This is a genomic window from Pantoea sp. GL120224-02 (assembly GCF_900215395.1).
GTDB classification, from domain to species: Bacteria; Pseudomonadota; Gammaproteobacteria; order Enterobacterales; family Enterobacteriaceae; genus Pantoea; species Pantoea communis.
On sequence record NZ_OBEC01000001.1, the window covers coordinates 424,430 to 437,280 of the forward strand.

Annotated in this window: 15 protein-coding genes; 9 read left to right on the forward strand and 6 right to left on the reverse strand. The window is 52.8% G+C overall.

Translation table 11 applies throughout. The features are described from left to right. Positions 1-39: 39 nt before the first annotated feature. A complete protein-coding gene (locus CRO33_RS01880) occupies positions 40-288 on the forward strand; it encodes a hypothetical protein (protein WP_097116764.1) in 249 nt (82 codons plus the stop codon). Between the two features lie 47 nt (positions 289-335). Here the strand turns inward: CRO33_RS01880 and CRO33_RS01885 are convergent, their stop codons facing one another. Together CRO33_RS01885 and dcm are read right to left on the reverse strand one after the other, a co-directional pair. Next, on the reverse strand, positions 336-1,937 hold the full coding sequence (locus CRO33_RS01885; protein WP_097116765.1) for a methyl-accepting chemotaxis protein: 1,602 nt from the start codon (positions 1,935-1,937) through the stop codon (positions 336-338). A 122-nt stretch (positions 1,938-2,059) separates the two neighbouring features. Beyond that, on the reverse strand, positions 2,060-3,460 hold the full coding sequence (gene dcm / locus CRO33_RS01890; RefSeq protein ID WP_097116766.1) for a DNA (cytosine-5-)-methyltransferase: 1,401 nt from the start codon (positions 3,458-3,460) through the stop codon (positions 2,060-2,062). Between the two features lie 127 nt (positions 3,461-3,587). Between dcm and CRO33_RS01895 the strand changes: the two genes are divergently transcribed. The 6 genes from CRO33_RS01895 to dgcQ all read left to right on the forward strand — a co-directional run bounded on the left by CRO33_RS01895 (position 3,588) and on the right by dgcQ (position 7,648). Further along, positions 3,588-4,064: a very short patch repair endonuclease gene (locus tag CRO33_RS01895; protein ID WP_097116783.1), complete on the forward strand. Its 477-nt coding sequence runs from the start codon at positions 3,588-3,590 to the stop codon at positions 4,062-4,064. Positions 4,065-4,134: 70 nt separating this feature from the next. Continuing rightward, positions 4,135-4,410, forward strand: coding sequence for a hypothetical protein (locus CRO33_RS25015; RefSeq protein WP_034824504.1), 276 nt, complete (start codon positions 4,135-4,137; stop codon positions 4,408-4,410). A gap of 11 nt (positions 4,411-4,421) precedes the next feature. Then, the gene (locus tag CRO33_RS01905; protein ID WP_097116784.1) at positions 4,422-5,333 is read left to right on the forward strand and encodes a DUF808 domain-containing protein; all 912 of its coding nucleotides are present in this window, start codon (positions 4,422-4,424) and stop codon (positions 5,331-5,333) included. A gap of 36 nt (positions 5,334-5,369) precedes the next feature. Then, a complete protein-coding gene (locus tag CRO33_RS24705; protein WP_255253243.1) occupies positions 5,370-5,504 on the forward strand; it encodes a hypothetical protein in 135 nt (44 codons plus the stop codon). Between the two features lie 180 nt (positions 5,505-5,684). Further along, positions 5,685-5,864, forward strand: a complete 180-nt coding sequence (locus CRO33_RS01910) for a YodC family protein (protein WP_034824498.1) — start codon at positions 5,685-5,687, stop codon at positions 5,862-5,864. 131 nt (positions 5,865-5,995) lie between these two features. Then, the gene (gene dgcQ, locus CRO33_RS01915; protein ID WP_097116785.1) at positions 5,996-7,648 is read left to right on the forward strand and encodes a cellulose biosynthesis regulator diguanylate cyclase DgcQ; all 1,653 of its coding nucleotides are present in this window, start codon (positions 5,996-5,998) and stop codon (positions 7,646-7,648) included. On the opposite strand, the gene CRO33_RS01920 is transcribed toward dgcQ, so the two are convergent. From CRO33_RS01920 to yodD, 3 genes are all read right to left on the reverse strand, one after another. Continuing rightward, a complete protein-coding gene (locus tag CRO33_RS01920; RefSeq protein ID WP_034824481.1) occupies positions 7,645-8,865 on the reverse strand; it encodes a glycosyl transferase in 1,221 nt (406 codons plus the stop codon). The genes dgcQ and CRO33_RS01920 overlap by 4 nt on opposite strands. Positions 8,866-8,888: 23 nt before the next feature. After that, positions 8,889-9,686, reverse strand: coding sequence for a mannosyl-3-phosphoglycerate phosphatase-related protein (locus CRO33_RS01925; RefSeq protein ID WP_097116786.1), 798 nt, complete (start codon positions 9,684-9,686; stop codon positions 8,889-8,891). A gap of 359 nt (positions 9,687-10,045) precedes the next feature. Beyond that, entirely contained in the window at positions 10,046-10,279 is a 234-nt protein-coding gene (gene yodD, locus CRO33_RS01930) for a YodD family peroxide/acid resistance protein (protein ID WP_038646324.1), read from the reverse strand. 319 nt (positions 10,280-10,598) lie between these two features. On the opposite strand from yodD, the gene CRO33_RS01940 reads away from it, so the two are divergent. After that, positions 10,599-10,757 carry a YqaE/Pmp3 family membrane protein gene (locus tag CRO33_RS01940; RefSeq protein ID WP_034824466.1) on the forward strand — a complete coding sequence of 53 codons (159 nt, stop codon included), beginning with the start codon at positions 10,599-10,601 and terminating at the stop codon, positions 10,755-10,757. A 67-nt stretch (positions 10,758-10,824) separates the two neighbouring features. Next, a complete protein-coding gene (gene dsrB / locus CRO33_RS01945; protein WP_034824463.1) occupies positions 10,825-11,019 on the forward strand; it encodes a protein DsrB in 195 nt (64 codons plus the stop codon). 78 nt (positions 11,020-11,097) lie between these two features. Here the strand turns inward: dsrB and CRO33_RS01950 are convergent, their stop codons facing one another. Continuing rightward, positions 11,098-12,804 (reverse strand): methyl-accepting chemotaxis protein, encoded by a 1,707-nt coding sequence (locus CRO33_RS01950; RefSeq protein WP_097116788.1) that lies wholly within the window; start codon positions 12,802-12,804, stop codon positions 11,098-11,100. Between the last annotated feature and the right edge of the window lie 47 nt (positions 12,805-12,851).

The window sequence follows — 12,851 nt, forward strand, 5'->3', positions numbered from 1 at the left end:
CTTCCGCTACGTTGTTGTAAATCAAGAGGGAGTGTGAAGATGACCGAGACCGTTAACTTAACCATTAAAATTGACCCGGCCCTGAAAGAGCACATCAAACAGTTAGCCGCCGATAACCAAATCTCCATGAGTCAGGAGATCGTTAACCGCCTGCAGGCCAGTTTACATGCTGTTGAGCAACCGGCGGTTGATAGTCTGAATACGGAAGAGGCGGTGACCGAGCAGCTCACTGCGTCTGAACTGAAGCAGGTGCGTACGCTGCTGAAGAAAGGCAAAAAGAAGAAATAAGCGATATTTAAAAACCCGTCAACTTGACGGGTTTTTTATTTCTGCATTTAAGCGGCGTTGACGCGGAATTGCTGTGCCCGCTGGGCGAGCCGGTCGGAGAGTTCGCGCAGCTGTGTCGCAGAATTGACCTGGTGGGCGTTGAGCGCTTCGTTTTGCTGTAGCTGATTACTCATCTCCACCACTTCGTGCGCAATTTTGCTGACGCGGTGGCTTTGTGCAGTGCTATTTTGCTGCAACTCATCGAGCTGCGTTACGACCCCCGAAACCGCACCGCTGATTTGTGTAAACAACACTTCCAGCGCTTTCACTTTGTCAAAACCATCATTCACATGCTGCTGAGTGTGCTGAATTAAACCATCAATCTGACGCGTTGATTCACCACTCTTTTGCGAGAGCAGCCCCATCTCTTTGGCGACAACGGAGAAACTGCGACCGTACGATCCGGCGTGGGCGGATTCAATCGCGGCATTCAACGACAGCAAACGGGTTTGCATCGACAGGCTATCCAGCATGCCGACAATTCCGGCGATATCACTCGAAGCTGTAACGATCTGCTGCATTTTGAGTTCCATATTGTCGACTTCCGTGGCGCAGTTGCGCATCAGAGCATCGGCTGACTGCGCCTCCTGCGTGGCCTGCTGCGAGAATTGCGCACCAATTTCGACTTCTTCAGACACGCGATGTAAACGCTGTGACAGATGGTGGAAGCTGGCATTCTGCGCCTGGTGTTGCTGCATCACCTGTTCATTATGCTGCTGCATATCTTCTGCACCCGCCGCCACGCTCACAGCAACGGTATTAATGTCGCTGACAATCTGCTGCAGACCGAAACGCATTGATTCGATCGACTGAAACAGCTGGCGCGTCTCTAAGCACTGGCGGCGTGGCGTATCATGACTCGGGACTAAATCACCGGTGGCAATCTGCTCCAACTGCCGGTTGGCACGACGCAGCGGCAATAGCACGCCGCGCATCAACAGACTGGAGGCCAGCACCAGCAGCGCCATCAAAATGGCACTGACGATCAGCGACATGTTGCGACTCTGCTTTAGCGTACTGAGGGTATTTTGATTGACGCTGCTCAACTGATGGTTGGCTTGTTCAATCTCGCTGAACCAGGCATCGTTAAACTGCTGCTGGAATGCCTGCATCGGCACCATAAAGAAGGCATTGATGTCATTGGCCGCTAACCCTTTCAACTGCTCTTGCAAACCTTCCGCTAACATCCCAAAGCCCTGAGCCAGCGGACTGTGTGCTTTAGCATGGTAGGCGGTGAACAGTGCCTGCGCTTTTTTTAACGAATCATCAGAAGCGGCCGCCAGACTTTTCCAGCTATCGACTGATCCACTTTGCTGATCCTGCATTAAATAGATACCAGCACGGTGGCTGTTATCACTGGCGGTGAGCAATTCGATACGTGCTTTATCCAGCAGGGCCAATCTTTCCCGCAGTTGGTTGGCTTGCTGGAGTGACGTTTGTGTCTGGTTAACGTGATTGCTGAGCAGCAGTACGCCCGCGAACTGCAGGAGACAGAACAGCACGATAAACAGCAAAAATTGGTTACGAAGACTGGTGAGCCAAAGCGGCAAACGCCATGTAAGACGTGTACGTAAACGCAGCGGTAACGAGATTACAGAAAGGAGTGACATCTAACGCCCCCAAAAATAAAAAGGAGTATTGAGAGCGGGCGTGACAGTTTGGTGACAATAGACGCGTTTCAGCGCAAAACAGCATAATACGCGTCCCTAAAGGAAATTGTGGACCTGTGGCGCTAAGTGTTTTGGCTAAGATATTGTTCGATAAGCGGCGAAAGTAACTGTGCCACAGCAGCAAAAACCGGGACCACCACTGAATTACCAAACTGCTTATAGGCCTGGGTATCCGAGACCGGAATACGGAACTGGCTTTGTCCCGGTGCCTCAAATCCCATCAGTCGGGCGCATTCGCGCGGTGTTAACCGACGCGGACGCAGAGCCATATTGCTGGCGAGCTGGAAATCCGCTTCCCCCTGCGCCTGATCCCAGCCGCGGTCGATCAGAATTTCTGAGCCGTCTTTATAGTAGCGCGCTGATAAAGTGCGGACACATACGTTGGGATTACGGGGATCGTTAAGGCCAAAGCCGAAGCCATTACCTTTAGCCTTGTGCTTTTTGGCGTATTGATAGAGATAGTTCCACAGTGTCGGCGACAGGATGTATTTCGCATCTGGCGTCGGCTCCAGCAAGCTTTGCAGCGTGGGCACCTGCTGCGGATAGAGTTGAGAAAGCGCGCGCAGTGAAAAACCGTCGCTCAATCCGGTGTCGCGGCGAATGCCGACCAGCACAATGCGTTCGCGATGCTGCGGCAGGAAATGGCGCGCATCCACCACTTTCGCATCGGGTGTTGCGCTGTCGGCCGCATCGGCAACGTCGTAGCCAAGTTCATCCAGCGTCGCCATAATGATGGCGAAGGTGCGTCCTTTGTCATGACTCTTGAGGTTTTTCACGTTTTCCAGCACGAAGAACGGCGGCTTTTTGGCAGCGAGAATGCGGGCAACATCGAAAAACAACGTGCCCTGCGCTTCACACTCAAAACCGTGCGCACGACCTAACGCATTTTTTTTACTGACGCCGGCCAGTGAAAATGGCTGGCAGGGAAAACCCGCCAGCAGCACCTGATGATCGGGGATGGTTTGGTCGATGTGCTGATAAATCGCCTGTTCGTCAGTGAGTCCTGCGGGCTGCGTCACCAAACGAATATCGCTATTGAACTGATGCCGTTGCGGATCGCTGTAGTGATTGGCTTTATAAGTACGAACCGCTTCTTTATTCCATTCACTGGTGAACACGCACTGGCCGCCAATTTGCTCGAAACCACGACGAATCCCGCCGATGCCGGCAAACAGATCGACAAATTGAAATTTAGGCGCAGCGTAATGAGCAGGGCGCGAAGGCAATAACGCTTGCAGGCTGCTGACTTCATCGCTGGAAAGGGCAGGAACGGCGCTTTTACCCTGACGAATGCGATTTAGACGCGGCACGCTCCAGTCGCATCCGCCCGCCTCGGTTAAAGTTTGCACCACATCGCGTGCGGCATAGATATCGAGGACCTGCATTAACAGCGATGTGGCGTCATCCGAAGGGGAAGAAAATGAGGAGGGTGAAACCGTCGCGGCGGGATCGATAGCAAGCATGCGTTTTTCCTTAACAGTGAAGCCGCTATGCTATCACTCCTCGCGTCTTCACACACTTGTTGCGCGTGCCTTTCGCTTTCACGCCAAACCGCTAAAGTTGTAGAAGCCCCAATAAAAAGGAGACGCCATGGTCGACGTCCATTCGCAAGCTATTCGCAGCAAAAATATGCGTGCCATTCGCAATCATGACACAGCGATTGAGCAGCGTATCGCGTTGATTTTGAAAGATCGTGGCTTTAACTATCGTGTACAAGATAAAGCGTTGCCGGGTCGGCCAGACTTTGTTTTGCCACACGAGCGGGCGATTATCTTTGTCCATGGCTGCTTCTGGCATCGTCATCACTGCTATTTATTCAAGATGCCCGCCACGCGCACTGAGTTCTGGAACGGCAAAATTAACAGCAACGTTGAACGCGACCGCCGTTATATCGGGCAGTTACAACAAAGCGGCTGGAAGGTACTGATTGTCTGGGAGTGCGCGCTGCGTGGAAAATTGCGCCTTGAAGATGAGGCGTTGATTGAACGACTGGAAGAGTGGCTGCTGGCCGCCATGCACAGTGGCGAAATCGATCATCAAGGCTTGCATCACTATCGTGTTGAATAGCGTGCGATTGTTGCTTTTAGCCGCCATAACGGTTTAGATCTTCTCTTTCTCTGGGACGCGGAATCGAGCCATGAGCAGCATCAAACTGACGGTCAAACGCCTGTATCAACTCCGTGATGAGCGGATGGTGAACACCCATGCAACGGCACGCATTTATTTAGGCGAGCAACTGGTGGCCACCGAGGAGATCAGCGGAATGACGGAAAGTCCGGTCAGCAAATATGTGCACGCTGGCGATCTTGCCGGGCAAACACTTCGCGTCGAATGGGACTGTGCGGGCATCGCTGATATGTCAGTGACGGCGGTTGAGCGATGCCCCTGTTGTCAGGATCACGAACCGGAATAAGGATAACTATTTTGGCAGGAACCAGTTTACTCACGCTTCTGGATGACATTGCGACGCTGCTTGATGATATTTCAGTGATGGGCAAGGTCGCGGCAAAGAAGACCGCTGGCGTATTGGGTGATGATCTCTCACTCAATGCGCAGCAGGTCACCGGCGTAAAAGCCAACCGTGAATTACCCGTGGTCTGGAGCGTCGCAAAAGGCTCATTTCTTAATAAATTAATTCTGGTGCCGCTGGCGCTGATTATCTCGGCGTTTGCGCCCTGGCTAATCACACCGCTGTTGATGCTGGGCGGCGCTTACCTTTGCTATGAAGGCGTGGAAAAGGTGCTGCACAGCCTGAATCACGATAAGGCAGAAAGCAGCCCGGAGGCACGTCAACAGCGTCTGGATAAGCTGGCGCAGCAGGATCCGCGCCAGTTCGAAAAAGATAAAGTTAAAGGCGCTATACGCACAGATTTCATTCTTTCTGCGGAAATTGTGGCAATCACCTTAGGGATTGTCTCTGAAGCGCCGCTGTTGAATCAGGTGCTGATTCTGGCGGGGATTGCGATTCTGGTGACGATTGGTGTTTACGGCATCGTGGCGATGATCGTGAAAATCGACGACCTCGGATACTGGCTGCGGGAAAAGTCCTCCACGCTGGCTCAGGCGACTGGCGGTGCGTTATTGGCGCTGGCACCCTGGTTGATGAAGGTGTTAACGGTGGTGGGCACGGTGGCAATGTTCCTGGTCGGTGGCGGCATTATTGTGCACGGTATCGCGCCGTTGCATCACGCGATCGAGGAGTACAGCAGCGGCTTCCATGGCGTTATTTCTGCCTTACTGAGCAACGGTGCCAATCTGGTACTCGGCTTTATCATTGGGTCGATCGTGCTGTTGGCGGTTAATCTGGTTGCGAAAGTACGCGGTAAATCGGTATAAAGCGCAGGAATTTATCAATCACGGGTCAGGAGAACGATGATGAACGACGATATGTTTGAATTTGATATCGATGCGCAGCTGGAACAGGCTGAAGCGAAAGCGGCTGAAAAAGCCAATGAAGTCCCGGCTGATATCAGCGACGAAGCGGACTGCGAAGGTTGCAAAATCTGATTTCCCACCCGGGAAAGTGTTTCAAAGCCGATAATAATTTTTATCGGCTTTTTTTATAAACAACATTTTACACTGCTTATTCCGATTTCGTCACAGTAATAACATTATCCTATAGGCGTAAATGGGGTGCAGCTGCTATAACTTTATCCGTTCATTCAACGGAAAAAGGGAGGGCGCGGTATGACCTTTGCGATCAGTGATGAAGTTCAGCACAAAGAGGGCGGACCCACGATGGTGGTGACCGGCTATGCCAGCGGAATGGTAGAGTGTCGTTGGTATGATGGCTACAGCGTGCGACGCGAGGCGTTCCGTAGTGACGAACTGAGTCACTTATCCGGAGCGCGACAGCTGGCCAGCTAAGCGTGTGCGGGACGGTCAATCCGTCCCGTTGCGTTTTTACCTATCTGATTTTCCTTTGATCCCTGCCTGTACGACTTTTCTCCTGCTGACTACACTTTTCGCATCCGCCCTTTATTGAATAACTGTTGCCCATGCCCACTTCGCCTTTGACGCCACGCACAGGTAATCCTTTTTTGCCGGTGCATCTCTGCTTTCTGGCGGTCTTTTTGTTCTCTGCATTTCTTACTGTGCATGAAGCGATTGAGCTAAAAAATAACTATGAGGAGCGTCAGCGCGCACAACTGGCTGAAATCCAGAAAAACCTCGATAGCCGGTTTCAGGAAAGCATCGATGAATTGACGTATTACGAGAGAATGCTCAACTATGCGTTGATGCATCCGCTGGATTCGAGTCAAACGCGCGAAGCCATTACCCGCTTTCAACAATTGCGCCAGCAAACGACCTGGCAGTTAAAGTTGGCCAGCCTGCGCAGTATGCCGTTGAATGGCGTGAGTGACAGTTGGTTAATGCGCGATCCCCTGCTGCTGCGCAACAGCGATCACATCAATGCGGAATTGCGAGCCGCCATGGAATTCAGCTTTATCATGCAGTTCAGCGACCCGGGACAGGATTTTCACTCACGCTTTTGGTATATCTCGCGCGCCGGTTTTTTTATCAGTTCAAGGCCTCCGCAAAGTCCGCAAGAGCTGATAGAAAGCTATACCACCATGACGGAGCGCCCCTATTTTCGCGATCAGGCACCGGATAATCCGCAGCGCGGTCGATTGCGCTGGAGTGAAGCCTATCAGGGTGAATTTAACGAAGGGTTAATGATGACAGTGAGCACGCCGATCGTCAGTCATGGTTACTGGTACGGTGTACTGTCGATGGATTTCACCCAGGCGCGGATACATGGGCTGATGGCCGAAGCACGACACAGCTTGCTACAAGGCAAGTTGCTCATGGTGGACCGCTCGTTAAATGAAATCACTCGCTTGCATGCACCCAACGATGAGCCCTTGACGCCAGAACAGCAGGAGCGTCTGGAGAGCCAAATCCGGCAACTGCCTGGAGGTGTGATGCGCCTTGGCACCCAGTTTGCCAGCTGGAGCAAATTAAAGAATGTGGACGCGTATATCGTGAATATTCAGAGCCTGAGGCAGGGGATGTCACAGGAACTTGGCCGCGTATCGCTGTTCTTGCTCGGCATGTGGTTGCTGTTTGTACTGCTACTGCTGGTCGTGCATCAGGTCATTATTCGTCTGGTGCGCCGTATGGACGATCTCTCCGCCAAACTCACCTGGCGTGCCAATTACGACGGTATGACGCGGTTGCTCAATCGCAATGCGTTCTTTGAACAGTTTGTGGCGATCTCTGCCCGCAGCCAGCAGCAGCAAACGCCCCTCGCGGTGATTCAGCTGGATGTCGATCACTTCAAGAAAGTGAACGATACCTGGGGACATGCGGCAGGCGATCAGGCATTGATTCGGGTGGCGGGCGTGATTAGCCATACGCTGCGTAAATATGATGTGGCGGGCCGTATCGGCGGAGAGGAGTTTTGTATTGTACTGCCGGAAACTACGTTGGCGGATGCCAGTGCAATTGCGGAACGTATCCGTGCGCGTTTAGCGGCAAAAACGATTCTGGTGAATGCCAGCACCACGTTCAGCGTCACACTTTCGGCAGGCGTGACCGGCAGCGAAGAGCAGGGCGATTATCATGCCGAAAGCCTGCAAGCCACCGCCGATCGCCGCCTGTATCTGGCGAAAACCGGCGGCCGCAACCGCGTGGTGGCAGAAGATTAAACCTTGCCTTCGTTATCCTCCTCCACCGCCTGATATATGCGCTGCAGAATATCAGGAAACGCCGATTGCACGCGGCTCCAGCTGGGAATGAAAGGTTTCTCATTGGGCCGCTCAATAAAGGATTGCCCGGCATCGAGTATCGCCTGGGTGAACATCTCGACCGCCGCTTCCTCAATATGCTGATCAAACTTCAGGCCATTCATTGTCGCTTCGTGATTGTAGATTTCCATCATATCCAGCGCATTGCGATAATAAGTGGCTTTGAGCACGCGGAATGAGTCACTGGTGAGTGGCACGCCCATGGTCGCCAGCTTGCGCAGCAGCGACTGGACAATATCATTGCTCATGCGTTTCAGGCCGCCGGTGCCATCTTCTTCTGCCAATGGTTGATGTTTATGATCGTAGTTATCGGCAATTTCCACCTGACAGGTTTGTCGCGTGGTGTAGTTGCGATAAATCTCCGACAGCACGCCGATTTCCAGCCCCCAGTCGCCGGGAATTTTGATGCCGTTCAGCACATGGGTGCGCATGGCGAATTCGCCGGAAAGTGGGTAGCGGAAGCTGGTGAGGTAATCCAGATATTCAGAATGGCCATACACTTTTTGTAGCGAACGCAGCAGCGGGCCGACCAGCAAGCGGCCTACGCGGCCATTAAGCTTGCCGTCCGCAACGCGCGCGTAGAACCCTTTGCAGAACTCATACTGGAAAGCTGGATTGGCAAGCGGATAGAGCAAGCGCGCCAGCATGCTGCGCTCATAGGTGACGATATCGCAGTCATGCAGCGCCACGCACTGGGTGCGATCCGAGGCCAGCGTATACCCGGTGCAGAACCACACGTTGCGTCCTTTACCCGGCTGGCTAGGCGACAACCCTTCTTTATCCAGTTCAGCATCCAGCGCTTTCAATCGCGGTCCATCATTCCACAGGATGCGATGGCGTTGTGGCAAACGAGAAAAGAACTCACGAGCAAACAGAAACTGGTCGCGGTCAGCACGATCGAGACCGATGACGATCTCATCCAGATAAGGCACTTTGGCCAGCTCATTGACGATGTTATCCAGCGCCGGACCTTCCAGTTCTGAGAACAGGGAAGGCAGGATTAGCCCCATTTTGCGTTTACGCGCGAAACGTACCATCTCTTTTTCCAGCGATTCAACGCTGCGTTGGGTGAGATTATGAAAGTTAGTAATGACACCATTTTGGTAAAAATCACTCATTTTCTCATCCTTAGGTCAGAGAGTTATTCGGGTTGCGCGAGAAAATAGTCCAGCCCTTCACGCCAGCCCAGCGGGCCAGCATGCGCGGTGTGATAGACATTTTGTTGATCGCGGCGCGTGAGGATCACCGGGGTTTTACTGAATCCTTTAATCACTACGGCATAATCGACCTGCTCCAGCATCGGCACATCATTGGGGCCATCACCGAGGCCGAGGGTGGTCCGCTTCTCTCCACTGCGCTGTTCGAGATGCTGCTGCAGCTGCTGCAGTGCGATGCCTTTACCGCAGCCCGCGGGCATCACATGCCAGAATCGTCCCCCCTGGGTGAGCGCCAGGTTGTGTTCCGCCAGCGCCATACGAAAATCCTCCAGCTTTTCACTATCATCGCGCCAGAGTATGACTTCTGAAGCATTGCGCAGTCGGCTCTGGCTGGCTTCGGCCAGGGTTAATCCGGTGAAGCGGGCCACTTCCGCATCGCTAAAGTCGTGAAAACCGCTGAAGCGGAAAGTGGATTGCAGGGTTTTCAACCAGCGGCACAGCGCAAGATAGTGTTCACCCGGTTCCTCCGCTGCAATCTGCTCGCCATCAAAAGCGATAAACGCCCCGTTTTCAGCGATGAAAGGGGTACCGGAAAGACCCAGGCGTTTCTGTAAGGGGATCATTTCAGCGGCCGTTTTACTGGAACAGAACACCACGGGAATCGCCTGCTGTTTGAGGCGCTGCAACCATTCACTGGCGGCATCCCAGTTGTAGTCATGATGATCCAATAGCGAGCCATCGAGATCGGTCACAATCATCAGCGACGAGTTAAGTCTGAGCATCTACACACTCCTTACGCCAGGCGCGTCCGTAAAGCAGAGAGTAATCAGTATAATAGCGTTATGAAGATCACACTTTTTTGCGAGTCTGCTGCGTCAATTTCCAGGATAAATCTTAAATCCACAGGGTAACGATTAGGGACGTGCACACATTGCGCATAAAAGAAACACAGTAGGCACACGGTGTTTTCGGTAACAAATGGGGAAGGTCATGCTTTTTTGTTCGTTTTACATGCAAGATTGGGACTTGTCTTGTGTTGACTAAAGCGTAGTCTGACTCAGGTGTTAAGAATTTCCTGGTGTAACGAATTCACTGATTTATTTTACCCGGCCATCCCGCCGGGTATTTTTTGAAATCGATTTCAACGGTTAACTTCAGTGATCGAGAAGTCACGGATATCGAGTTCAAACGCCTCAGCCAGCTCGATATAAGAGTCATAGGCTTCACCATTCACTTTCACCCGGTGAGCGTGTTCCGCTTCCATGAACTCTTTAACCTCGCCTGAGGTTTTCTTCTGAATCGCTTCCAGCAACGCTTCAACGTCAATGTTCACTTCGCGCTGCACATTGTCACTGTACTCTTTTGCGGTTGTCATGGTCGGCCTCCCAGAGGCGATGAGATTCTATATCAGTATAGACAACGGGAAGAATGGGCAGGAAAGGGCAGATTTCAGGCAAAAAAAAAGCCCGCGCTGCGCGGGCAAAAATCCTTGTTACTTTTAGGTTGACTGCGCCTTTGGGGTTGGTGCAGTACGAAGAAGTGTACGGGCTACCCGCGTCAGAAGTCTCTCTGCGTACTGTTAAGAAAGTGAAAATCCGCGGTTTGACAGAACTTTACCCGTCTGTCATCTCATCAATCGAATCAGCGGCTATGCTTAAAGCTTGACGATAAAGAAGTGATATCAGGGAGTTAGTATGGATTTTATTCGAATTGTGATTGCGATTTTACTGCCACCGCTGGGTGTATTTCTGCAGGTGGGCTTTGGCGGTGCCTTCTGGCTGAATATCCTGCTCACACTGTGCGGTTATATCCCGGGCATTGTGCATGCCGTGTGGGTCATCGCCCGACGCTGATCCGGATCAGGCGGCCGCCATTTTCTTCCGTTACACTGTATTCAGGACAATATCTGGAGAGTAATCAATGCAGGTGAATGACCGCGTAACGGTAAAAACCGATGGCGGCCCACGTCGCGTGGGTACGGTACTGGCAGTTGAAGGTTTTAATGAAGGGACCATGTACTTGGTGGCGCTGGAGGATTATCCGCTGGGGATTTGGTTCTTTAATGAAAGCGACCATGCGGAAGGGGTGTTTGTTGAGCCCTACGAGGAAGCTTAAGACTGCATAAAAAAATCAGGTGCACATAAGGTGCACCTGATGCATATCAACCGCTGCCATCAATGACGGCGAGAAGGTTTAGAACGTTTCCCAGTTGTCATTACTGTTCGCCGCTGCCAATGCTGGACGCGGTGTCAGCGTAGGGGCCTTCAGGGTGCCTGATGAAGGTGCCATCACTCGCGATGCGGGTGAATCGTTAAGTTTAAATGCCGCAACGGCCTGTGTCAGACGACCCGCCTGATCTTCCAGCGAGGCTGCCGCTGAAGAGGCTTCTTCCACCAGCGAGGCGTTCTGCTGCGTCACGTTGTCCATCTCGGTAACCGCCAGACTCACCTGCTGAATGCCACGGCTCTGCTCATCGGAGGCGGCGGCAATTTCCGACATAATATCGGTGACGCGACGCACCGCCTCGACGATCTCACCCATGGTTGAGCCGGCTTCACCCACCTGATGTGAACCGTTATTAATCAGATCAACCGACTCAGCAATCAGCGTTTCAATCTCTTTCGCGGCCTGGGCACTGCGCTGGGCCAGATTGCGTACTTCGCTCGCTACGACGGCGAAACCACGTCCTTGCTCACCAGCACGCGCTGCTTCTACCGCCGCGTTCAGCGCCAGGATGTTGGTCTGGAAGGCGATACTGTTAATGACGTTGGTGATCTCAGCAATTTTCTTCGAGCTGCCAGAGATATTGTTCATGGTTTTCACCACGCCATGCACCAACTCACCACCGCTACGGGCTTTGCCGGAAGCATCCGCAGCCAGTTGACTGGCATGATGGGCGTTCTCCGCATTTTGCTTCACGGTCGCGGTAAGCTGTTCCATGCTGGCAGCGGTTTGCTCCAGCGCGGAGGCCTGCTCCTCAGTGCGTGAAGACAAATCGGTGTTACCGGCTGAGATCTCGCTGGAACCCTGATAGATGGCAACGGCGCCTTCGCGGACGGTGCCTACGGTACGCACCAGTGCGGCCTGCATCAGTTGCAGATTATGCAACAGGCTACCGATCTCGCTACGGCCATACGCTTGTTCCGGTGCGGTCAGATCGCCCTGCGCAATACGCTCAATACGCTCAACCGACTGACGCAGCGGGCTGATCACCACACGGCGGAGGAAGACGAAGGTGAGGAGCACCAATACCAGTGCAGCAGCAAAGGCCACAGCCATGGCAATAAAGCCGACGCGGGACTGGTGCGCAGCTTCCGCATTGATCGCTTCGGCACGGTCAGTACGAATTTTTATCGCTTTCAGTAATACCGCGTTATACGCATCATCCAACTTGCGTGTCACGTCGGTTTCCTGCGCCACGATCCCTTCGAAGCTGCCTTGCTTAGCCGACTCAATCATCGGCTTCAATCCCTTGTCGATATAGTCATTGAATGCCGCGGTGAGTGGCGCATCCAGCGCGATATCCTCCGGCGTTTTCGCCTTGCGGTCCATGTAAGTTTTAAAACCGTCACGCGCTTGCTTGATGCGGGTCTCCGTGCGCGCCAGATCGGCACGATAGCCGTCCATTTCACCGATGCGGGCAGCGGCGCCGGATTGCAGCACGTTCAGACGAGCGGTACGCAAATGGTTTGAGCTATTAGAGATGCCCATACGGATTTGAATTTCATCCGTCGCATCGTTGAGGGAATTATTACTCTGGATTAAAAAATAGCTGGCGAGGCCGATACACAGGGCAAAAAGCAGCAGAATGCCACCAAAGATCATGCTGAAAAGAGGCATCAGGCGCAGGTTCTGCCAGATGCTGAGCTTATATTGCTCATCAATCGATGCTGTTTTCATATCCTTGCTCTCATTTTGGGTAGGTGTTCTGAGAACAAGCATCGGCA